Source organism: Jejuia pallidilutea, from assembly GCF_002973595.1.
Taxonomy (GTDB): Bacteria; Bacteroidota; Bacteroidia; order Flavobacteriales; family Flavobacteriaceae; genus Jejuia; species Jejuia pallidilutea.
In genome coordinates, this window is the sequence record NZ_PVEO01000009.1 from 61,412 (window position 1) to 83,535 (window position 22,124).

General features: G+C 33.9%; 18 protein-coding genes and 2 pseudogenes. 9 read left to right on the forward strand and 11 right to left on the reverse strand.

The genetic code is table 11. The features are described from left to right. Positions 1-189: 189 nt before the first annotated feature. From CLV33_RS13935 to CLV33_RS13960, 6 genes are all read left to right on the forward strand, one after another. On the forward strand, positions 190-636 hold the full coding sequence (locus CLV33_RS13935) for a FixH family protein (protein WP_105474421.1): 447 nt from the start codon (positions 190-192) through the stop codon (positions 634-636). 1 nt (position 637) lies between these two features. Further along, a complete protein-coding gene (locus tag CLV33_RS13940) occupies positions 638-1,339 on the forward strand; it encodes a sulfite exporter TauE/SafE family protein (protein WP_105474422.1) in 702 nt (233 codons plus the stop codon). 194 nt (positions 1,340-1,533) lie between these two features. After that, positions 1,534-2,205, forward strand: coding sequence for a TetR/AcrR family transcriptional regulator (locus CLV33_RS13945; protein WP_105474423.1), 672 nt, complete (start codon positions 1,534-1,536; stop codon positions 2,203-2,205). A gap of 2 nt (positions 2,206-2,207) precedes the next feature. Then, a complete protein-coding gene (locus tag CLV33_RS13950) occupies positions 2,208-3,866 on the forward strand; it encodes a peptidase domain-containing ABC transporter (protein WP_105474424.1) in 1,659 nt (552 codons plus the stop codon). Between the two features lie 11 nt (positions 3,867-3,877). Next, the gene (locus tag CLV33_RS13955; protein WP_105474425.1) at positions 3,878-5,236 is read left to right on the forward strand and encodes an HlyD family secretion protein; all 1,359 of its coding nucleotides are present in this window, start codon (positions 3,878-3,880) and stop codon (positions 5,234-5,236) included. Next, positions 5,233-6,621: a TolC family protein gene (locus CLV33_RS13960; protein ID WP_105474426.1), complete on the forward strand. Its 1,389-nt coding sequence runs from the start codon at positions 5,233-5,235 to the stop codon at positions 6,619-6,621. The genes CLV33_RS13955 and CLV33_RS13960 overlap by 4 nt, the downstream gene beginning before the upstream one ends. Here the strand turns inward: CLV33_RS13960 and CLV33_RS13965 are convergent, their stop codons facing one another. Both CLV33_RS13965 and hemN read right to left on the reverse strand, forming a co-directional pair. Beyond that, the gene (locus CLV33_RS13965) at positions 6,622-7,455 is read right to left on the reverse strand and encodes a universal stress protein (RefSeq protein ID WP_042242558.1); all 834 of its coding nucleotides are present in this window, start codon (positions 7,453-7,455) and stop codon (positions 6,622-6,624) included. 102 nt (positions 7,456-7,557) lie between these two features. Continuing rightward, positions 7,558-8,922, reverse strand: a complete 1,365-nt coding sequence (hemN, locus tag CLV33_RS13970; RefSeq protein ID WP_105474427.1) for an oxygen-independent coproporphyrinogen III oxidase — start codon at positions 8,920-8,922, stop codon at positions 7,558-7,560. Between the two features lie 126 nt (positions 8,923-9,048). Between hemN and CLV33_RS13975 the strand changes: the two genes are divergently transcribed. The 3 genes from CLV33_RS13975 (at position 9,049) to CLV33_RS13985 (ending at position 11,128) form a co-directional block, all read left to right on the forward strand. Next, positions 9,049-9,615, forward strand: coding sequence for a superoxide dismutase family protein (locus tag CLV33_RS13975; protein WP_105474428.1), 567 nt, complete (start codon positions 9,049-9,051; stop codon positions 9,613-9,615). A 176-nt stretch (positions 9,616-9,791) separates the two neighbouring features. Next, positions 9,792-10,322 (forward strand): RNA polymerase sigma factor, encoded by a 531-nt coding sequence (locus CLV33_RS13980; protein ID WP_105474429.1) that lies wholly within the window; start codon positions 9,792-9,794, stop codon positions 10,320-10,322. A 2-nt stretch (positions 10,323-10,324) separates the two neighbouring features. Continuing rightward, a complete protein-coding gene (locus tag CLV33_RS13985) occupies positions 10,325-11,128 on the forward strand; it encodes an anti-sigma factor (RefSeq protein WP_105474430.1) in 804 nt (267 codons plus the stop codon). A gap of 167 nt (positions 11,129-11,295) precedes the next feature. Here CLV33_RS13985 and CLV33_RS13990 read toward each other — a convergent pair whose 3' ends face one another. The 9 genes and pseudogenes from CLV33_RS13990 to bshC form a co-directional block, all read right to left on the reverse strand. Beyond that, positions 11,296-12,591, reverse strand: coding sequence for a tetratricopeptide repeat protein (locus CLV33_RS13990; protein WP_105474431.1), 1,296 nt, complete (start codon positions 12,589-12,591; stop codon positions 11,296-11,298). A gap of 78 nt (positions 12,592-12,669) precedes the next feature. Then, positions 12,670-13,596 (reverse strand): annotated as a pseudogene (locus CLV33_RS17720) (DUF4331 family protein). A 33-nt stretch (positions 13,597-13,629) separates the two neighbouring features. Beyond that, a pseudogene (locus CLV33_RS17850) lies at positions 13,630-13,905 on the reverse strand (DUF4331 family protein); the annotation flags it as partial. A gap of 325 nt (positions 13,906-14,230) precedes the next feature. After that, positions 14,231-14,458 carry a DUF3820 family protein gene (locus tag CLV33_RS14005; protein WP_081956211.1) on the reverse strand — a complete coding sequence of 76 codons (228 nt, stop codon included), beginning with the start codon at positions 14,456-14,458 and terminating at the stop codon, positions 14,231-14,233. Between the two features lie 2 nt (positions 14,459-14,460). Continuing rightward, positions 14,461-15,003, reverse strand: coding sequence for a DUF922 domain-containing protein (locus tag CLV33_RS14010; RefSeq protein ID WP_105474434.1), 543 nt, complete (start codon positions 15,001-15,003; stop codon positions 14,461-14,463). A gap of 41 nt (positions 15,004-15,044) precedes the next feature. Continuing rightward, positions 15,045-16,979 carry a PBP1 and LysM peptidoglycan-binding domain-containing protein gene (locus CLV33_RS14015; RefSeq protein WP_105474435.1) on the reverse strand — a complete coding sequence of 645 codons (1,935 nt, stop codon included), beginning with the start codon at positions 16,977-16,979 and terminating at the stop codon, positions 15,045-15,047. Between the two features lie 283 nt (positions 16,980-17,262). Then, positions 17,263-18,798: a glutamine-hydrolyzing GMP synthase gene (gene guaA / locus CLV33_RS14020; protein ID WP_105474436.1), complete on the reverse strand. Its 1,536-nt coding sequence runs from the start codon at positions 18,796-18,798 to the stop codon at positions 17,263-17,265. 100 nt (positions 18,799-18,898) lie between these two features. Beyond that, positions 18,899-20,272, reverse strand: a complete 1,374-nt coding sequence (locus tag CLV33_RS14025) for a pyridoxal phosphate-dependent decarboxylase family protein (RefSeq protein WP_105474437.1) — start codon at positions 20,270-20,272, stop codon at positions 18,899-18,901. Positions 20,273-20,467: 195 nt separating this feature from the next. Then, positions 20,468-22,069, reverse strand: coding sequence for a bacillithiol biosynthesis cysteine-adding enzyme BshC (gene bshC / locus CLV33_RS14030; RefSeq protein ID WP_105474438.1), 1,602 nt, complete (start codon positions 22,067-22,069; stop codon positions 20,468-20,470). Between the last annotated feature and the right edge of the window lie 55 nt (positions 22,070-22,124).

Below are 22,124 nucleotides of genomic sequence, written 5' to 3' on the forward strand. Positions count from 1 at the left end.
CGAAAGCCATACAGCGACAGGTGAAATGCCATAATAATTAGTTTAGTGCGTACAGTTGTACTAAATAGTTTTCTGTAAGGTTTTAAAACCTTGTAGATCTAAATTAAAAATTGAAATGAGATTCTGAAACAAGTTCAGAATGACAAACTATAATAAAAAAAGATTCCTGCCTTTGCTGGAAGTTGAGATATGAAAATTAATTGGGGAACCGGTATTGCATTGGCGTTTATAAGTTTTATTGCTTTTATAATGTACTTTATTATTTCTATGAATGTAAACGATAAGTACGACCACGATTTGGTGAGTGATGATTATTATGGTGATGAATTAAAATACCAAGCAGATATTGATAAGCTTAAAAACGCTAACGCATTAACTACAAATATTAGTTACGAAAGAACTGTTGAGGGACTTAAAATAAACTTCCCACAGGATATTGATTATAAAGAAATTACAGGAAAAATGTTCCTATATAGACCATCTAACAAACAACTAGACTTTGAAACTGCTATTTCATTGTCTAATCCTTATTTGCTCATACCTGACAAACGTTTGGTAGATGGTCGTTGGAACATTAAAATAGATTGGCAATATAAAGGAAAATCTTATTTATTTAAAAAATCTATAGTATATTAACATGTTGGCATCGGCATTCATACTAGGCTTATTAGGTAGCTTTCACTGCGTTGGTATGTGTGGCCCAATTGCTTTTATGTTGCCTGTAGACCGTACAAACTCTATAAAAAAAGTATCTCAGATTGCTATTTACCATTTTGGTAGGTTACTGTCTTATAGCCTTATAGGCTTAGTTTTCGGACTTATTGGTAAAAGCCTGTATATTTTTGGTTTTCAACAACAGTTATCTATTCTTATAGGTATTTTAATGATTTTGGTGGTTGTAATTCCACAGAAAACGTTTAACAAGTACAACTTTTCAAAACCTATTTACCGAACCATTTCTAAAGTAAAATCTGCTCTGGGTGCAGCTCTCAAGAAAAAAACCATGGATACGTTTTTAACTATTGGTTTTTTAAACGGCTTCTTACCCTGCGGCTTGGTATATATGGCTTTATTTGCTGCCATAGCCGGAGGTAATGCCGCTAACGGTAGTTTGTATATGGCTGTTTTTGGCTTGGGTACTATTCCTTTAATGACAACTGCTATTTATTTTAGCCACTTCTTAAAAGGTAAAACAAGACAACGTATACAAAAAGCAATTCCCGTTTTTGTAATAGTTATTGGTGCACTTTTTATTCTTCGTGGTTTAGGTTTGGGCATTCCTTATTTATCTCCCGCCCCTGTTTACGACCTAGTTTCTAACAGTATAGATTGTCATTAATTACAAAAACTAGTTTTATTTAGTTTATCTAAAGTTTATACCGTTGTAAAGTCTATGGTATTTCATTTTTAAACAGTTAACTTAGCAATCTTTACTTCCATAAGATTTATTTATATGTATTATTTATAAAAACAATAGTTATATTTTCTATTATAATAGTAACGCTATTATATTTGCAATCAAACTTACTAAATATGGATTCTTTACTTTCAAATTTAAAGATTGCTGTTCCAGAGAAAATATATGTAAAAGACCCAGAGTCTTCCGCATTAGGAAAGCGTATTGTAGAACATAGTATTATTTTAATAGATGAGATTGGTTTTGATAGTTTTACCTTTAAAAAACTAGGTGCAATAATAGGCTCCAACGAGAGTTCTGTTTATCGTTATTTTGAAAGTAAACATAAATTATTGCTGTATTTATCATCTTGGTATTGGGCATGGATTGAATATCAACTTGTAATGGAAACCCATAATTTAAACCCTTCCGATAAGTTACAAAAAGCCGTTGAAGTAGTGTCTAGATCCATTAAGGAAGATTCTAATTTCTCCCATATTAACGAAGTTATTTTAAACCGTATTATGGTGAATGAAAACTCTAAATCCTTTTTAACAAAAGAAGTAGACCAAGAAAATAAAGAAGGGTATTTTGTAATTTATAAGCGCATTGTGCATAGGTTGCGCGACATGGTAATTGCAATGGCCCCACATTATAAATACCCATCTAGTTTAGCAAGTACTATTATAGATGGTAGTTTGCACCAACATTTTTTAAAAAATCATTTTAAATCTATAACGGATTGTAACTTGAATGTAACCCCTACTCAATTTTATAAAGATTTAGTACTTAACACCTTGAAATCTTAACTATGGAACAACCAAAAATGACCCCTTGGCAACGTTTATTAGGCTTGCTTCAATTAGAAAAAAGGGACATCTTACAAATATTTTATTATGCTATTTTTGCAGGTGTTGTAGCTTTATCGCTCCCTCTAGGAATACAAGCAATTATTAACCTTATTCAAGGTGCACAAATATCTACCTCTTGGATAGTGCTTGTTATTTTGGTTACCTTGGGCGTAGCCTTTTCGGGACTTCTACAATTAATGCAATTAAGAATTATAGAAACCATACAGCAACGTATATTTACGCGTTCTTCTTTCGAGCTAACATATCGTTTTCCTAAAATAAAAATGTCGGAGCTACGTGATTATTATCCACCAGAATTAGCTAACAGATTCTTTGATACATTAACAATCCAGAAAAGTTTATCAAAAATATTAATTGATGTTCCTACGGCAGTACTTCAAATTTTATTTGCCTTAATTCTATTATCATTCTACCATCCATTTTTTATCATTTTTGGACTTTTACTACTCGTTTTAATATTTGTGGTTTTTAAATTTACTGCAATTAAAGGACTAGAAACAAGCCTAGTAGAGTCTAAGAAAAAATACAGGGTGGCACATTGGATACAAGAAATTGCACGCTCTGTTATAAGTTTTAAACTATCTGGCGGTACAAGTTTAGGACTTAAAAAGAATGACGATTTAGTAAACGGTTACTTACTTGCTAGAGAAAACCACTTTAAAGTTTTAATGCTACAATTTATACAAATGATAAGCTTTAAAGTAATAGTTACCGCTAGTTTATTGTTAATAGGTGGTGCTTTGGTACTAAACCAAGAAATGAATATAGGCCAATTTGTTGCGGCAGAAATTATTATTTTATTAGTTATTGCTTCAGTAGAAAAACTCATTTTAGGTTTAGAGTCGTTTTATGATACTTTAACATCATTAGAAAAGTTGGGACAAATTGTTGATAAGGAGTTAGAAAGTCAAGATGGAGACCGCCCACAATTTAGCAAAGGCATCACTATAGAGTTAGACAAAATAACTTATGAAGTTGGCAATAGAGACAGGCATATTTTAAGAGATATTTCGCTAAAAATAAAGCCCAAAAGCAATGTTTTGGTTAAGGGCGAAAGTGGTGCAGGAAAATCTACTTTACTACGTTTAATATCTGGAGTAATTGAGCCAACAGGTGGGCACTTGTACATAAACGATATGTCTATTAATAGCTTACACCTAAACTTTTACAGATCTCAGTTAGGGCTATCACTTTCAGACGAAACGCCCTTTGAAGGTACAATAAAAGACAATTTAACATTTACCAATCCTGATATTACGGACGAACAAATTTATGATATACTAGAAAAAGTTGGCCTTAAAAAGTTTATAAAAGAACAACCTGATGGTTTAAATACCATACTTTATCCTGATGGTAAACAAATGTCTTTTACATTAGCTAAAAAAATTGTTTTGGCTCGCGCCATCCTTAAACAGCCTAAAGTTTTAATATTAGAAGATGCCTTAGATAGGTTTAACCAAGTAGAAACAGATGCTATTATTGAATTTTTAACACACCCTGACAGACCATGGACGTTAATTGTAGTTAGTAGTAGCGATGCTTGGTTAAACAAATGCGATGAAATAATTACGCTAGAAAAAGGAAAACTAAAAAACTAAACCTATAAGTTATGCTTAATATAACACATAACCGCTTAAATAAAATAATAGACTTAAGTAGCTATAAATCTGGAAAGAACGTAATGCATAAAAGATATTACAAGTACTTTAATAGGTTTTTATTAACGGCAGCCATAATTATTCTTATTGTGCTGTTCTTACCATGGACACAGAATATTTCTGGCAATGGGCTGGTTACCACCTTAAAACCAAACCATCGTCCACAAACCATTCAATCTCAAATACCAGGGCGAATAGAAGAATGGTTTGTACAAGAAGGCGATTATGTAGAAAAAGGTGATACCATCTTAAGAATTTCTGAAATTAAAAGTGACTATTTTGACGATAGATTGGTAGAGCGTACCAATGATCAAATTATGGCAAAATCATCATCAGTTACTGCTTATGGTGGAAAAGTAGAGGCGCTAAACAGGCAAATTTCTGCTTTAAAAAACGAGCAAAAATTAAAGATGGAACAAACCAGAAATAAACTGCTACAATCTAAATTAAAAGTAAAAAGCGACAGTATAGATTTAGAAGCTGCCACTACAAACTTAAAAATTGCAGAAACACAGTTTAATCGTATAAAAACACTACAGGAAGAAGGTTTAAAAGCGGTTAAGGATGTAGAAGAAAAACGCTTAAAACTTCAGGAAACGCAAGCAAAATACATATCGCAAGAAAACAAGTATCTAGCAAGCCAAAATGAGGTAATTAATGCCCAACTAGAGTTATCTAGAATTATGGCATCCTACGCCGATAAAATATCTAAGGCACAGAGTGATATGTTCACAGCCCAATCTAGCCAGTTCGATACTAAGGCACAAGTTACCAAGCTAGAAAATGCCAAAACAAATTACGAACGCCGTAATAGCCTTTTATATGTTACGGCACCCCAAAACGGTTATATTAATAAGGCTTTAACAGGCGGTATAGGTGTTACCTTTAAAGAAGGGGAAAAACTGGTAGGTATTATGCCCGCGCAATACGACTTGGCCGTAGAAACTTTTGTAAGGCCTATAGATCTCCCTTTAATGCATATTGGCGAAAAAGTACGCGTTCAGTTCGATGGTTGGCCTGCAATAGTATTTAGCGGTTGGCCAAATGTATCGTATGGTACCTATGGTGCAAAAGTTGTAGCCATAGAAAACTTTATTAGCGACAACGGAAAATACAGAGTTTTACTTGCACCAGATGAGAGCGATCACCAGTGGCCAGAAGCAATTCGTGTTGGTTCGGGTGCTAGAACAATAGCCTTATTGGAAGACGTACCTATTTGGTTTGAATTATGGCGCCAAATAAACAGTTTCCCACCCAATTACTATCAGCCTCAATCTAAAACATCAGCTTCAAAAACAGATAAAAAATGAGAGTAACCCTCATATGTATAATTTTATGCTTTAGCGGTTTAGCTTCTGCCCAAGACTCTACTTCGGTAATTTCCTTAGCAGAATATTTAGGATATGTTAAATCGTACCACCCTATTGTAAAGCAAGCCAATTTGGTTATTAACGAAAGTGAAGCCAAATTAATGAAGGCTCGTGGTGCTTTCGATCCTAAGTTAGAAGTAGATTACGATAGAAAAAAGTTTAAAAACACCGAATATTTTGATAGGTTAAACGCCACATTTAAAATTCCAACCTGGTTTGGTGTTGAATTTAAGGGCAACTTTGAAGAAAACACAGGAGATTTTTTAAATCCGCAAGCCTTTGTCCCAGAAGATGGCCTCTACAGTGCTGGCGTTTCCGTACCTGTTGCCCGTGGTTTATTAACCAATAAACGCATGGCTATGTTAAGGCAATCGCGCTTATATGTAAAACAAGCACAAGCAGACCGACAGTTATTGGTAAACAATATTTTGTACGAAGCTACCATAACCTATTTTAATTGGTTAAGGCGTTATAACGAAAAACGAGTTTACGAAGATTTTTTAACCAATGCCGAAATACGTTTTAATGGTATTAAAAAAAGCTACGAAGTTGGTGATATGCCAGCAATTGATACGCTAGAGGCTAGAATTACATTAAATAATAGGAGGTTAAACTTAGAAAAATCTAGAATTAAGTTTATAAAAGCATCGTTAGAACTCTCTAACTTCTTGTGGTTGAACGATAATACGCCTGTAGAACTAAAGGATAATGTAATTCCAGATGTTGATACTTTTCTATCTATTGATGAAACTTTAAACACCTCTGGGCTAGATATAGAAAGTTTTAATTTTGAAAACCACCCTAAACTACAATCGTTAGACTACAAAATAAAAAGTTTAGATATTGAAAAACGGCTGAAAGCAAACAATTTGTTACCGCAAATAGATTTGCAATATAATTTTTTGTCTGAAACACCAGATGTAGCAAGATCTTTCAGTACATCGGCATACAAAAGTGGCGTAAATATTTATTTTCCATTATTCTTAAGAAAAGAACGTGGCGATTTAAAACTGGCAAAATTAAAGTTACAGGATACCAGGTTTGAAGTTCAAGACACTCGGGTTAGCCTTAGAAACAAAATTGATGCGATTAGTCAGGAATTAGATTCATACATCGTTCAAAGCGATTTTACCGAAGTAATCGTTAACGACTATGCCACCATGCTATCTGCTGAAGAACGCAAGTTTTTCTTAGGCGAAAGCTCGTTATTTCTTGTAAATTCTAGAGAATCTAAACTAATTGATGCTAAGTTAAAAGCTATAGAAATAGAAAACGACTTTTTAAAAACTAAAGCCAACTTGTTTAATGTGCTGGCTTTAGAGTAATTAAATTTTAAATGTCATTACAGGAAGCGTAGCATGATTAGCTACATCCTCGCCAATGCTACCTTCAAAGAAATGAGACAACCCTTTTCTACCATGAGTAGGCATTGCAATAAGGTCTGCCCCTATTTTATTAGCACAATTTAACAAACCATCTTCAACGGTATAATCGGCTACATAACAAACGTCTTCCATTTTATCTAAATTTCTATCTGCTTTAGTGAAGAAATTTACCACATTACGCTCTGTTTCTAAAGTACTTTTAAAACGATCGTTAGGAAGGTTTACATGAACTAAGTACATCTTAGCCCCCATTTTATCGAACATTTGTCTTGCCTTAAGGTAAGGCGCAATACACTCTTCTGAAAAATCGCAAGCAAAGGCAACCACATCAAAACGAATATCGGGCAATTCCTTTTTAACCACCAAAACAGGTACTTCTGCGTGCCGTACTACACGTTCGGTATTAGAGCCTACGAAATATTGTTTAATACCTGCGGTACCATGAGAGCCCATTACTATTAGGTCTGCATCGTGTTCTAGAGCAACATCATTAACCTCACTAAATACTTTAAAATGCTTTACTAGAGGAGTTACTTTTACATCTTCCAAAAAGTTTTTCTTTAAAAACTCCTCAAACTTTTGTTCTGCCAATTTAAAAAAGTAAACAGCCTTTTCGTTTTGTAGGCCATCAGAGGCAGAAAGCATAATATCGGACATTTCTAACATATGTAACGCCAATACTTCACCATTGTATTTTTTAGCCAATTTAGCAGCTGTTTTAAGAGCATATTCTGAGTGGTTAGAGAAATCTATGGGTACTATAATTTTTTTCATCATACTAATTTTAAAGTCATTAATTCTTAAAAACTAAATTTAGGTTATAGTTTAAATTTAGTTAAACTACTAAAAAACAATGGCAAATTTGGGAGATATTCGTTAAACTGTCATCGAAAACAATTGGTTATTAGGCTGTTTTCGCTTTAACAACACATCAAAAGCCATACATACATTTCGTACAAAAGGTTTGCCTTTCTCGGTAATGGTAATACTATTTGTGCCTATTTTTATTAAACCATCACTTTCCATTTCTTTAAGTTGAATTAAAGCATCTGGTAATTCCTCAAAATAAAGATCTTCTTTATCCCAAGCGGTTTTAAAACGACACATTAAATTCAAAATATGTTGTCGTACTATAAGGTCTTCCTTATTTAAAATATGACCACGATATACTGGAATGGTATTTTTCTTAAGCAGTTCGTAATACGATTTTACGTCCTTAACATTTTGGGCAAAACCATACCAACTATCGCTTATAGAAGATACACCCAAACCAATCATTGCCTTTGTTTTAGAAGCTGTATAACCCATAAAATTTCTATGCAGTTTTCCATTTTCCATAGATTGGTACAACGTATCTGTTTTTAATGCAAAATGGTCCATACCTATTTCTTCGTAACCTACTTCGGCTAACAACTGTTTACCCATTTCGTATTGTGCTCGCTTTAAAGGCGCACTGGGTAAATCGGTATCTTTAAATCCGCGTTGTCCATTACCTTTAATCCATGGCACATGTGCATAGCTATAAAAAGCTAAACGATCTGGAAAAAGAGATTTTGTTTTTAAGATGGTTTCCTTTACATGTGCTAGAGTTTGAAAAGGCAATCCGAAAATAATATCGTGTCCTACAGATGTATACCCAATATCGCGAGCCATTTCTGTAGCATTTTTTACATTTTCAAAAGGTTGTATGCGGTGTATTGCTTTTTGTACTGTCTCATTATAATCTTGCACACCATAACTTACACGCCTAAAACCAACATCATATAGTGCTTGTAAATGTTCGAGGGTTGTATTGTTGGGATGCCCTTCAAAACTAAATTCATAATTTAAAGCTAATGCTGATGATTCTAATATTTCAGAAATTAAATACTTTAAATTTTCGGGACTAAAAAAAGTTGGTGTACCACCACCAAGATGCAACTCTTTTATTAGAGGTTTTTCATTAAATAACTCTAAATACAAACGCCATTCTTTTAATACAGCATTTATATAGGGCAACTCCACACTATGCTGTTTTGTAATACGTTTGTTACAACCACAAAACGTACACAAACTTTCGCAAAAAGGTAAATGAATGTATAAACTTACACCTTCTTTTTTATTACTTTCCTTAAACGAGCGCTGTAAGGAGGTTTTCCATTTTTCTAATGAAAATGTACTACTATCCCAATAGGGAACAGTTGGATAACTTGTATAACGGGGTCCTGCTATGTTATACTTATTAACTAATGATTTTGACATACCTGAAAATTGTGATTCAAAATTAAACTGTATGAGTTATAAATAATATGATATAAGTCATATCTATTTCTTGTATTTTTTGCAATTAAACGTTAACTTCGAGTTCATAATAAAATACTAAGAACCATGAAAAAAATTTCAATACTATTACTAGCCTTAACCTTGTCGCTTAGTGCGTGTAAAAAGAAAAAGGAAGAGGTAAAAGTCGAAGAGGAAACTGTTACCACCGAAGTTGCTAAAGTTAAAAAGGTAAAAATTGCCCTTAATGCAAAAAGCGACACCAATACCAGTGGCAATGTTGTTTTTAAGGAGGAAGATGGCACCGTAACAATGACTGCTATTATAAGTGGATTAGAACCAGGGGAGCATGCTATACACATTCACGAAAAGTCTGATTGTTCATCTGCTGACGGCACGTCGGCTGGCGGGCACTGGAACCCAACGGGGCAACCTCACGGTAAATGGGGCAATGAGACAGGATTCCACAAAGGAGATATTGGCAATTTTATAGCCGATGAAAACGGAAATGGCACCATTTCTATAACTACCGACGAGTGGTGCATTGGCTGTGGCGACGAAACTAAAGATATATTAGGTAAGAGTATAATTGTACATGCAGGAGCAGACGATTTTACCTCACAACCTTCTGGAGCCGCCGGCGCTAGAGTAAGTTGTGCTGGAATTATTGAGTAAAATAGCTATCACTAAAATTTAGTTTTTAAGAGACTATCTGAAAAGTATCATTCTATATGAGCATAAAGAACCTTTGTTTTAAGGTTCTTCCCAATCGCTTTAGATGATATTAAAAACTTTTTCAGGCAGTCTCTTTACTTTATATTTACTATTTTCGGACTACTGAAACGCCATGAATGGAATTAGATACGCTTATTGAAAAATTTAAAGCAAAAGACGAAAAAGCTTTTGAAACATTATACAACATGTATAGTAAAAGTATGCTTGGTGTTATTTATAATATTGTAAGAGACCACGATATTGCTGAAGAAGTTATGCAAGATGTTTTTGTGAAAATATGGCATAAATCCGATAGTTATTCCTCTAAAAAAGGGCGTTTTTTTACATGGGTTTTAAACATTGCCCGTAATGCTGCTATTGATAAAATACGCTCTAAAGCATTTAAAAAAACCAAACAAAACCTGAATTCTGATTTTTTCGTAGATATTATTGAAAGCAATGATAACTTAGACCACAAAACAGATGCTATAGGTGTAAAAAAGTTTGTAAGTAAGCTAAAACAAAAATGTAAAGAGGTTATAGAGCTTTTATACTTTAAAGGCTATACCCAAAGCGAAGCATCTGAAGCTCTTGATATGCCAATAGGGACTATTAAAACAAGAAATAGAAATTGTATTAAAGAACTTAGAAATATAGTTTTAAACTAAAAATGGATATAAACGCATACATAACATCTGGAATTTTAGAGCTATATGTAGCTGGTGCACTTTCTGAAAAAGAAAATGAAGAGGTGTATGCGCTTATGCAAAAACACCCCGAAATTTTACAGGAAGTATTGGAAATTGAAGCAGCAGTAGTAAAACTTACCGCATCTACTTCGCAACGTAACAATGCTCATATTTTAAAACAGGTAAAAAAAGAACTTGGTTTTAAAACTAATACAACCAATGTTGTGTCTCTTGTTAAACCAAAGTATAACTGGATTACCTACACTGGTTGGGCTGCCTCTGTGGTACTTGCATTTGGATTATTATGGACTGTAAACCAAAACAAACAATTACAATCTAACATTAAAGTTGCAGAAACACAACAATCGTTACTAGAAACACAAATTGAAAACTCTAAAAAAAGCCTTGCAGAGGCCAATACACTTATTACTGTTTTACGCGACGATAATATTTCTAGAATACCACTAGCAGGACAGGGTAATTTTGTAAACACATATGCTAAAGTATATTGGGATAAAGAGCAACAACGTATTTTTTTAGATGCACAAGGCCTACCTAATCCGCCAGAAGGAAAAGTGTACCAAGTATGGTCTCTAAAATTAAGCCCACTTACTCCAACGAGCCTTGGTACTATCGATAATTTTACAGCAGACACCAATAAAATTTTCGAAATTAAAAATACTAATAATAGCGAAGCATTTGGTATTACCTTAGAACCAGCAGGTGGAAGTGCAACACCAACTATGGAATATTTGTATACTTTGGGTGTTGTAACTACGGGGTAATTTTCTTTAAAATTATAGACAAGCTCCTCTAAAAGCCTTTAAAAACAAAAGTCTCCAATGGTAATACTACCACTGGAAGACTTTCATCAAACAAAAACCTAAAAACCCATAACCATTATTAGGTTTTTAAGCAACAAACAAATTCCCTCAAAATTATTTGCTGACCCTTATATGCTTTTAATACTTTCAGTCATTAATGGGCCTAATTCAAAGCTGCTTTCTAAAAGTTGCTTTTTTAATTTTTTTGCTGCCTCTGTTTTACCATTAGCTTTATAAACTTTAGCTAAATGGTATAACGCCTCAGGCTCAAAAGTTTTTCCTACTACATAATTTTCCATAATCTCTAATGCCTTTTTTACAGCCCCTTGCTTGTAATGAGTCCATGCTAACAAATTGTAAGATTGTGCTGTTGGCCTATTTTCTGTTTCCTTATGAGCTATTTCTAAAGCTTTAGCCGTTTGTTTTTCACTTTCTGCAAAGAGTAATATGTTATATTGGTTATACATATCTCCATACATTGCATTAGCTACAGCAGTTTTATATAGTTTTAACTGCACCTCCTTTTGTTTTATATCACCCTTAAAATCAGCTATTTCTGCTTTTAACAAATAATAATCTGGAGCGTTGTAAGTTTCTGTAATGGCATTTAAGATTCGTAAAGCTTCATCTGGATTTTTTTCATGGGAATACACTATCCAAGCTATTCCTTTTTTTGCATAAGCATCATTAGGATCTAACTCCAAAGCTTTTAAATAGTACTTGTAAGCGGTTTGTATTTTACCCGCATGCCCATAATAATCGGCTAAATTAGTGTAAGACCATTGCATTAAACCTTTATTTTTAGATGTTTCAACAATTTCAGTTGCTTTTTTTAAATACAGAATAGCATCCTCAAGATTACCCTTATAATCGTTCCATTTTGATAGTCTTATTAAAAAATCAAAGTCTTTATAGTTTTCAATTCTACTTAAGTATTGTTTTGCAGCTTCGTCATCTCCCAATTCCAAATGTACATCAAACAACATTTTTTGGGTAGATTTTAATTTATCGCCATTTATTTCTGCTTTTTTTAGTAATTCCAAAGCTGATTTAAACTTATGCTGCGATACGTAGTTTCTAGCTAGAGCCCGTAAATAACCTGAGTTTTTATAATGAGTAGCTTTGTTGGCTGCAACTAACCCTTTTTCTGAATATTTTAAGTGCGCTATGGATCCTGTTTGAGCAAACAACTGAGATTGAGATGCTGCGGCTTTTACCAAATATGGAAACTGGTTTGGCTCTTTTTCTAGCTTTTCTTCCCAAAACTTATAATCTTGTTTTGCAGCATCTACTACCTCATTTTTTTCTATATTTAAATAACGGTTGTAATCTTCTGAATTTGTAACTAAATCTGGAATATTGGATGTTTTTTTACATCCTACAAACAGTAAAATGCTACAAACTAAAAGGTGAATAGGTTTCATAATATTTTGTTTTTGTTAGAATTATATTTAAAATTCGAGTATGCTAGTATTAGTAAACACACTCGAATACTATGGCTATTACCATGGAGAGGCTAAGTAAGGAAATGAGGTTAAGAAGTCTTTATCGTTAGCATCAACATTATCGTTTGATAGAGTTGGATTTTCAGAAAAGTCTTCACCACCAAAAATTAATAGAAGCTCAACAGTAATAACATCATCTGCCAATGCACGACCTGTTAAAACATTGGTGCCATCGAAAAATGTAGTTTTTCCATCTAAAGAAACATTTAAAACATCTGTTGCTAATAAACCTGTAAATGTAGCAGCATCCAATCCTAGTGCATTTGTATCTTCAGGATTTGCGTATGCAGGACTTAAGCTTGTTAAATTAGTTTGAAACATACTTTGAAATGCCGCATTTTGTTGTGAAGGAATTGTAACATTAAACATATCTTTAGATGCAGAAGACACAAATACAGTATTTACTGCTGGTCTCCCCATTTGATCTGCTTGTGCATAAGTTCCAGTAAAATCTGGTCCGGGCGCTATTGTTAAGTTGTCATCGTTGTTTGAGCAATTAAATACAATTAAAGAAACTGTAATTACTGCTGTTAATATTTTTATAGTTTTCATCTTTTAAATTTTTAAATTGGTTAATTATTACTTGGTTTTACTTTCTACCCATGTGTTAATAGTACCAGATCCACCAATCATAGCTTTTGGTACTTCAACTACAATAGACATTACATTTGAACCTGCAAAAGTATCGGTTCCAGGGTTGTTGAAACCTGTAGCTGTTCCTCCTATAATGGCAGAATACTGTGCAAAATCCATAAAAAACGGATCGTCTCTTGGTCCAGCAAAAAAGCTCATACCAGCATTTGTACCAATTACAGGAGCATCTCCATATTTTGAAATTGCTACAACACCATTAGCTGTTGCATTGGTTTCAATAACACTATTTAAGCCTGTTTGGGATGGCGTTACAGGACCAAAAAAGTACATTTTACCGTCTCTTGGAATGGCTTGAATTATTAAATCCTCAATATTATCACCTGTATTATCTATATTGAACTCAATCAATACATTTTCATCAAATGTTGCACTTTCAGTATTTGCAGGACTTATTAAACCTTGTACGTTTGCTACAAATACCAAATTATTGGTGTCTTCGCCTTGAAAAGCGTAAAAATCGGTGATATCACTTGTACCACCTTGTACAGCAGGCGCATCAATATGGTCTGCTGCAATTATGAAGCAACTAGCTAGCGCTACAACTCCAACTCCTAAAATTGTTTTTAAATTTTTCATCATGTTGAGATTTTTTAGTTTTTATTATTTTTTTTGACTCTCACACATACCTACGGAAAAATGAAAACAGCGGTTTTGTTAATATTTTGTTAAATGGAGTTTTGCTGCACTTATGTAGAACGTCTATTAGTTTTAAAAATGAAAGGACAACATATTAACGAAATGTAATATGTTTTAAAAACAACAATAGACTAAGACACCTATAGAGATTGATAAAATTGAACGAAAGTAACTATTTAAAATGCTTCAACTTTATATATACAATAGTGTTTTTATCTCTATAAAATAAAGCTAACACTATGGTTTATTATAACTAAGAAAAAAAAACTTATTTAGGATACTGCTTTTTAATATTGCGTATTAAATCCTCCAAACCATTTACTTTTAGTTCGTACACTTGTGTTAACATATCTCCTAGTTTACCTTTAGGAAACCCTTTGGAGTGATACCAAACCACATAGTATTCTGGTAAATCAATTAAATAACGATCTTTATATTTGCCATAAGGCATTTTAGCATGTGCTAACTCTATTAAAAATTGTTTATCGGGTAACACGTTTAATTTTTAGATTTAAAGTGATGTAACTTGTTAAGTTCTATTTCAATAAGTGCCTCCCATGTTAGTTGTGCCTTAACATTTCTGGAAAAATCTGTATCAGTATCGTATTGGTTTTGAAAATCTGCAAGTTCTTTATTAATACGTTTGTGTAAGTCTCGCAATTCATTAGCAATATTATTGTTAGTTTTTAATAAGGAAATACGCTTTCTAAATTTACGCACAAATAATTCGGTAATATCAAAATGCAATTGCTCGTGTCCTAGAACATAATTATTGGCTTGTTTGGTTTTGTACCAAGATTGTTTTGGATAAAAATGCGCGTGTACTTCTGTTTTAAAACTTATAACACGTTTATCGCTTTCCCTTATAGAAAATCCAAAAGTTATGCCCGAAGCTGTTGTGGCCACGGAACTTACGCTGTGTTTTGGTTTAGCTTTAAAATCGCTCCAAGTTAAACGGTAGTTATCTTTCCATGATATTACTGGCTCATTGCTGTTTTGTACAAACAACAACAAAACTAATACTAATATGGTTTTATACACCCTTTAAAAAAGTTTTAAGCAAAACGCCATATAGCATATTTTTATTGCTTAACCTCAACAAGATTTAAGTCGTCGTACTTTACAAGATAAATGGCATCGTTGTAATAACCACCAAACAATTGCTTCTTATAAGCAAACTTATTTTCTACATAAGCTGTTAGCGGTGTACTATTAACCGACATATATAAATCTTCGGAAGTTGCCATACGAAGTACCACATCCATCGTTAAATCAAATCCTTTTACGGCTCTCCTACTAGGCGTAATGTTGTAAACTTTTTGGTAATGCTTTACAAACATGTTGTTATCTTCTTCACTATAACTCTTAGAAGAACTAGCAAAAGTAAATTGTAACTTTGAAAGATGTGTATTATCTACCTCATCACCTTCAAAAGCGCCATTAAATCTTGTAGTGGTTAGTAACACTTCAACCTTTTCCATTTCTGGATCTTCAGGATTTTCTTTTAAATTTAAAGCTGCTAAAATACTTGTTGCACCAGAAATAAAACTTTCGTTCTGCGTTTCTAAGAATACAATATTTCTACCTGGTTTTAAAGCAGTTTCAATATCTTCTTTTGTTACAAAATATTCATCTTTACCTTCCTTGTTTTTTCGTGAAAACACAATAGTGGAAACGTTAAATTCTCTTTTTAACTCGTTTGCAATGGCCATATTTTTTGTATCTGCCAAAATTACTATATTTTTTGGCAGCGTATCATTCTTTACAAAATCAATAATTCTACTTTTTAATAAATCATCTGATGGCCTGGTTTGAAAAACATTATCGTGCAACTTTATTCTTGTTCCTATAGGCGAAACTACTGGTACGTTGTATTTTCTAAGTTCGTTTGCTACAACATTAAAATTCTTAGTAGTTAAAGGCCCTATTACAGCATCTACGTTTTCAAAATCGTTATCGGTTAAAATCCTAGCAACTGTATTTGGCTGATATTTGGTATCGTAAACATCTAATTTAATAGATAATCCTAATTTTTTTAAAGAATCTACAGCTACTAATACACCCGAATAAAAATCTAAAGAGGCATCTAAATAAGGGTCATTTGCAATGCTTTTTTTAGTTTCAGAAATAGAATCAAACTCCACGCGGTTTAACCGAAAAGGCAACATTAAAGCTATATGCTTTGTACTATAATCATTAATTCTACTTATAAGATTTGTTGCCTCAAAATTTTCAGAAGTAATAGCTGCTGCTTCAGAAAATGGTATTTTAAGAATCATACCTGCCTTTAAACCGCTTTCATCTAAACCAGGATTAAGTTTCTCAAGTTCTTCTTTCTCTAAATTAAGTTTTACTTTAAGTCTGTAAAACCCTTCTTTTGGCAATACTTTATAGTAACTATATTTTTCATCAATCTCCTTTTCTTCTTCAGCGGCAATATTAGGCACATAAATTTGCTGTCCTTCTTGTAATACATCTCCCATTTTAGGGTTTAATGCTTCCAATTCTGCTACCGTAATTCCAAACTTATAGGCAATACGCCATTTACCTTCTTTTGGCTGCACAATGTAGGTTTTATTTGTTTCAACCTCTTCCTCTACTTTAGTTATTTTAAATACCGGAATTTCTAGTTTATCGCCTTTTCTCAAGTTATTAGCATACAAAAAGGTATTGTACTTTTTTATATCTTCTATCTCAACATCATATTTTTTAGATATACTGTAAAGCGTTTCTTTACGTTTGGCCTTATGTGTTTTAAATCCTTGTAACTCCTTTACCTCTGTAACCTTTGGTTTTTTTGCTTTTGAAATTGGAATAATTAGGATAGTATTTGGCTTTAGTCCTTTTTTTGCATCTGGATTAAGACCATAAATATCAAAAGGTGTTACGTAGTAACGTTTTGCAATTTCCTCGATAGTTTCGCCTTTTTTAACCTGATGTGTGCTATAATTCTGTGCGTTTACGGTCATTACCCCTAAAAGAAGCGAGATAATTAAAAGAAAAAAAAGTCTATTCATAGTGTTAATGTTTAATAGCTAACTTATACTAAATAGTTTATATACGGTGTTTATTGTGTAAAAAGACTAAAAATGTTTAGAATTAATATTACATATAACATGCCAAAATTTTATTTGGGCGTTACCTCCGCTTGTTGCGGGGTCGGGCTTTCCGTTACAAGTCCTCGCACCTCCTTCGTCGGGCTGTGGGCTTTCCTCTGCAATCCCTAACGCAATCCAGCCTGCAATTTTCAGTGCTTAGTCTTACAAAATGGTTTCCTGCTGCGGTAAGTCACTAATTAAACTATTCCCATTCAATCGTAGCTGGTGGTTTAGAACTTATATCGTACACCACTCTATTAACACCTTTTACTTTGTTAATAATTTCGTTTGATGTTTTTTGAAGAAAAGCATAAGGTAAGTTAACCCAATCGGCCGTCATTCCATCTGTACTTTCTACAGCTCTTAAGGCTACACATTTTTCGTAAGTACGCTCGTCGCCCATAACACCTACGCTATTTACTGGCAACAACATAGCGCCAGCTTGCCAAACTTTATCGTAAAGCCCCCATTCTTTTAATCCATTAATAAAAATATAATCTACTTCTTGCAGCATACGTACTTTTTCAGCAGTAATATCGCCTAAAATTCTAATCCCTAAACCAGGACCGGGAAACGGGTGTCGCCCTAATAATTCTGGGTCTATTCCTAGCGTTGCACCTACGCGCCTTACTTCATCTTTAAAAATAGCACGTAAAGGCTCTACTATTTTAAGTTTCATAAAATCGGGTAATCCACCAACATTGTGGTGACTTTTTATAGTAGCCGAAGGGCCGCCAGTGGCAGAAACACTCTCTATAACATCAGGATAAATTGTACCTTGGGCCAACCATTTTACGTCTTCCAGTTTATGCGCTTCGTCATCAAAAACCTCAATAAATGCATTACCAATTGCTTTACGCTTTTTCTCAGGATCTTCAATACCTTTTAAGGCCTCTAAAAATCTATCGGAAGCATCAACGCCTTTTACATTTAGGCCCATGCCTTCATATTGGTTTAGTACGTTTTTAAATTCATTTTTACGCAACAAACCATTATTTACAAAAATGCAGTATAAATTTTTACCAATTGCTTTATTTAGTAAAACCGCTGCTACGGTTGAATCTACACCTCCAGACAACCCAAGAACAACCTTATCGTTACCAACTTTTTCTTGTATTGCCTCTACTGTTTCTTCTACAAAAGATTGTGGAGTCCAATCTTGATGTAACCCTGCAATGCTTACCAAAAAGTTTTCTAACACCTGTTTTCCATCTGTTGTATGATATACCTCTGGGTGAAATTGTATGGCGTAAGTTTCTTCACCATCTATTCTATAAGCTGCATTTTCTACATCATGCGTACTAGCTATTAAAACAGCATTAGTTGGCAACACTTTTATGGTATCGCTGTGGCTCATCCAAACTTGACTTCCGGTGTGGATATGCGCAAAAAAAGGTTCGTTACTTTTTATAAATGATAAATTAGCACGACCATACTCCCTAGTATTAGAGGGCGCCACTTCTCCACCAGAAAAGTGTGCCAAATATTGCGCACCGTAACACACCGCTAGCATTGGTTTTTTTCCTCTAATTTGAGACAAATCGGGGTGTAAGGCTAATTCGCCCCTAACCGAGTTTGGACTACCAGACAGTATAACCGCCTTGTAGTCGTCTATATTTTTTGGAATTTTATTAAATGGATGTATTTCGGAATAAATGTTGAGTTCCCTAACTCTACGCCCAATAAGTTGTGTGTATTGGGAACCGAAGTCTAAAATTAGTACCTTATCATGTTGCATGCGCAAAAATAATAATGATTTTAGAATTACTATTTAGGTTTCTACTTTTTTTTGAATAGGTTATTAACGACTTATTAATTAGACAAGCGCAGTTATAATTTTAAACCATTGAATCTAAAATAGCTTCAATATCTTCTTCTGTGGTATCGGGATTAATAAAACAAAAACGCGAAACCGTTTCAAAAGTGTCACCTGTTTTCCATTTTGTTGGGGTAACTAAAGCAAAACCTTTTTCATGATTTTCGTAAGTCCAATGCCTATAATCCTCGGCATGCCACCCCTTACGCCTGTATAGCACACAGGATAAGCTAGGTGCCCTTACTAACTCCACATGTGGTTTTTCATCAATCATTCTCCCTGCAATTTGTGCCAATTCTATACCACGCTCTATAGCTTCCTTATACCTATCGGTGCCATGGGTTGCTAATGAAAACCATAAAGGTAAACCTCTAACACGACGCGTTAACTGTATTTGGTAGTCTGTTGGATTAAAACCATGAGCACCTTCATCCTTAAAAATTTCTAGATAAGAACCTTCTTGCGCATGCGCTTGTTTTGCTAATTCTGGGTTTTTGTAAATTACCGCGCCACAATCGTAAGGCGAAAACATCCATTTGTGCGGATCTATAGTAATGCTATCGGCCTTTTCAATGCCCTTAAACTCATGCCGTACAGAATCTGCCAATAGCGCGCCACCACCATAAGCAGCATCTACATGAAACCATAAATGTTCTGCCTCACACAAATTGGCTATACCTTCTAGATCGTCTATAATTCCCGCATTTGTAGTGCCTCCAGTAGCTACAACCGCAAATAACCTTTCGCGTTGGTGCGGTGTTAAACCTCTTATTTTATCCTTAAGTGCGCTTGCTTGTAACCTGTCTTCAGTATCTACTAAAAGCACATCAATATCTGCAACTTTGGCCATGGCTTTTACAGATGAGTGCGCACCAATTGATGTTATAATTAAACCTTTTTCAAACTTGTTTTGTTCGTTTAAACTCCTCCAGTATTCTCTAGCGGTTACAATAGCTGAAAGATTTGCCGCTGTACCGCCGCTGGTAAATACCCCAAAAGCACCTTTTGGTAATCCTGTTAAAGATACCATCCAACGCATGGCTTCGTTTTCACAAAATATACCACCTGCGCCTTCCATCCAGTAGGCTCCATGAATGCTAGATGCCGACGTTACCAAATCGAACATTACCGCTGCTCTGGTAGGCGATGCTGGCACAAAAGCCAAATGCCTTGGATGGTCTATTGGTACGTTAGATTTTGTTAAGTGTTTTTTCCAAAGGTTAAATGCTTTTTCGCCACCAATACCATCTTTTGTAATGGTATCGCCTACCAGTGCCTTTAACTCTTCTTCTTTTAGTGGTTTTCCTATTTTATTTTGTGTTGATGACAACCTATCGATGGCATATTTCATAACATCCATAGTCATCTCCACCAAATCCATATCTATTTTGTGCATTATGTATTCTATTTTTTGAAATTCAAATTTACAACTAACTTAAGGAACACTTCATATTTGTGTTGTGATATTAAACCTTACTTTTATTACAAGAACCCATCTTTACTTTTAAGTTAATTAACGCTTACATAAATAAAAACCATAACATTTCACCAGAAGGTATTAAAGGCAAGATTTAGTTGTTAATTCTAAGATTTAAAGTGTTAAAACAGAAAATTCGTTTTTTAAAGGGTGCAATCTTTCAATTAAGCTAGGAATAAGCTGGTCTCCATATTCTAAGTAAAACTCAGAAAAATTGGTGTTACGTTCTTGTAAATTTCCATTTGGAAATAACTCATTTTTAATCTCGGTCATGCGAGAGACCTCATCAGATAATTTACGTTTTTGCGCTTTTAGCAATCGTTTTTCTAAAGTCTTCAACCCTTTTAATTGCTTTACTTCTTGAGCTTTTACTGCTCCTAAAAACGATTTATCGGTTTGTTCTGCTAAAACATACAAATCTTTAAATTGCTGTGTTAAAGCCGCTTCTTGTTTAGAAAAATCTATATCAATATTTGAAATTTGTCGTACTTTTCGGTTAATTAAAGCATCTCTTTTTAAAAAAATATCTTGATTTGAAATAGTTAACCTTTGAAGTTTTTCTGCTTGCTTTTCAGTTTTAATTAATACCGAATTTCTTAACAGCAGTATGGGAAACGTAACATTTGCAGTATTGAAGTAGTGTTTTAACTGCAACCAATATGCCAATTCGCCTCCACCGCCTATGTAACATAAATTTGGCAGAATTACTTCTTGGTATAACGGACGCATAATAACATTTGGCGAGAACCGCTCTGGCACCTCGTGCAAGTGTTTCAGTATTTCGCTCTTGTTCCAAATTATGTTTGTGTTTAAAACTTTGTAAACCTCATCTTCAAAAACAATGCGTTCCCGTAAATTTTCGGTGACATAAAACAGATTAATTTCTCTTGGATTTACTTGAATAGAATAATCGTTAGTAACATTAGCCAATGCCATATTAGTTTTTGTAACCGCTTTAAATGAGGTTTGGTGTACAAGTTCCTCTTCCATATAAGGTACAAACAAACGTTTTACGTCTGCGTTGTTTGCATCTATGATAACAAGCCCATAATCTTTAAATAATTTGTTAGCTAAAAAACGTGTTGCATTAGCAAGGTTATCGTGTTTTACATATGCTTCCTCAAAAATTTTTTTTAGTGTTTTGGCGTTAGTGCTTTCGCCTAAATCTTGAGAAAACAGTTCTAAAACCTCATCTAAACCTTTAGTAGACAGCTCTCCTACAGCACCACTGGCTTTACGGTTCCATTGAAATTTCTTGCCTTTAAAATTAAAATAGTTAATCTCATCAAAATCATGATCCTCCGTTGCCATCCAATATACAGGCACAAAATTATAGTTAGGATATGTTTTTTTAAGTGTAACCGACAGATTAATTGTTGAAACTATTTTGTATAAGAAATACAGTGGCCCCGTAAATAAGTTAAGTTGATGCCCTGTTGTAATGGTAAACGTTTTTTTAGAAGTTAAAGCTTCGATATTTTGAAGTGTTGCTTCTGAGGCTTTAATGTTTTGATATTGATGTGTTAAAACATCTGCCAAAACAGCTCTAGACTCTGCTGAAAAGGATGCCTGTTTTTCTTCAATTTGGGATTTAAAATGCTCTAGTGCGGGAAACCGATTGTAAAACGGACGTAGCTCTGAATTTTGGTCTAAATAATCACAAATTAAAGACGAAAAATAACCTGTTTCTCTAAATGGAAGATAGTCTTGCTGCATATTTCAATTAAAAACATGTAAATATACAGTTATTCCATTTTCTAAAATCTAAAAT

What these genes read in the sequence shown, in the direction of transcription:
- CLV33_RS13935 (WP_105474421.1), top strand. Translation starts at nt 190, where the DNA reads ATGAAAATTAATTGGGGAACCGGTATTGCATTGGCGTTTATAAGTTTT.
- CLV33_RS13940 (WP_105474422.1), top strand. Translation starts at nt 638, where the DNA reads ATGTTGGCATCGGCATTCATACTAGGCTTATTAGGTAGCTTTCACTGC.
- CLV33_RS13945 (WP_105474423.1), top strand. Translation starts at nt 1,534, where the DNA reads ATGGATTCTTTACTTTCAAATTTAAAGATTGCTGTTCCAGAGAAAATA.
- CLV33_RS13950 (WP_105474424.1), top strand. Translation starts at nt 2,208, where the DNA reads ATGGAACAACCAAAAATGACCCCTTGGCAACGTTTATTAGGCTTGCTT.
- CLV33_RS13955 (WP_105474425.1), top strand. Translation starts at nt 3,878, where the DNA reads ATGCTTAATATAACACATAACCGCTTAAATAAAATAATAGACTTAAGT.
- CLV33_RS13960 (WP_105474426.1), top strand. Translation starts at nt 5,233, where the DNA reads ATGAGAGTAACCCTCATATGTATAATTTTATGCTTTAGCGGTTTAGCT.
- CLV33_RS13965 (WP_042242558.1), bottom strand. Translation starts at nt 7,455, where the DNA reads ATGAAAAAAATTATAGTACCCATAGATTTCTCTAACCACTCAGAATAT.
- hemN (WP_105474427.1), bottom strand. Translation starts at nt 8,922, where the DNA reads ATGTCAAAATCATTAGTTAATAAGTATAACATAGCAGGACCCCGTTAT.
- CLV33_RS13975 (WP_105474428.1), top strand. Translation starts at nt 9,049, where the DNA reads ATGAAAAAAATTTCAATACTATTACTAGCCTTAACCTTGTCGCTTAGT.
- CLV33_RS13980 (WP_105474429.1), top strand. Translation starts at nt 9,792, where the DNA reads ATGGAATTAGATACGCTTATTGAAAAATTTAAAGCAAAAGACGAAAAA.
- CLV33_RS13985 (WP_105474430.1), top strand. Translation starts at nt 10,325, where the DNA reads ATGGATATAAACGCATACATAACATCTGGAATTTTAGAGCTATATGTA.
- CLV33_RS13990 (WP_105474431.1), bottom strand. Translation starts at nt 12,591, where the DNA reads ATGAAACCTATTCACCTTTTAGTTTGTAGCATTTTACTGTTTGTAGGA.
- CLV33_RS14015 (WP_105474435.1), bottom strand. Translation starts at nt 16,979, where the DNA reads ATGAATAGACTTTTTTTTCTTTTAATTATCTCGCTTCTTTTAGGGGTA.
- guaA (WP_105474436.1), bottom strand. Translation starts at nt 18,798, where the DNA reads ATGCAACATGATAAGGTACTAATTTTAGACTTCGGTTCCCAATACACA.
- CLV33_RS14025 (WP_105474437.1), bottom strand. Translation starts at nt 20,272, where the DNA reads ATGCACAAAATAGATATGGATTTGGTGGAGATGACTATGGATGTTATG.
- bshC (WP_105474438.1), bottom strand. Translation starts at nt 22,069, where the DNA reads ATGCAGCAAGACTATCTTCCATTTAGAGAAACAGGTTATTTTTCGTCT.